The sequence below is a fragment of the Psychrobacter sp. CAL346-MNA-CIBAN-0220 genome (genome assembly GCF_040309805.1).
In the GTDB taxonomy this organism is placed as follows: Bacteria; Pseudomonadota; Gammaproteobacteria; order Pseudomonadales; family Moraxellaceae; genus Psychrobacter.
Genome location: NZ_JBEOPF010000289.1, coordinates 1 through 272, shown reverse-complemented (window position 1 = coordinate 272; position 272 = coordinate 1). Strand labels below are relative to the sequence as shown.

Here is a 272-nt window from a genome sequence, read left to right as displayed (position 1 = left end):
GAATGCTTCATTCTCGAGCAAGTCAATCACCTCTTGCTCACCCATTCCGTTAACCTGAATGCTGTAATCTAAAATAGTGTTACAAATGACCCGTAAATTCCATTTGTAATACATCAACCACATTTCAGGTTCAAAATTACCATAACCTTCTTCCAGCATCATACGCTCGGTATACACTGCCCAACCTTCAATCATGGCACCGTTACCAAATAAGCTTTTCACTAAACTAGGAGATTGGTTAGAAAAGACTAATTGTGTGTAATGTCCTGGGA

Annotated in this window: 1 protein-coding gene; it reads right to left on the bottom strand. The window is 39.3% G+C overall.

Annotated features, from left to right (window positions below; all coding sequences use genetic code 11):
* Positions 1-272 (bottom strand): DUF885 family protein (locus AAEY88_RS13680; protein WP_350563265.1); only part of this gene is annotated, 272 nt, incomplete at both ends.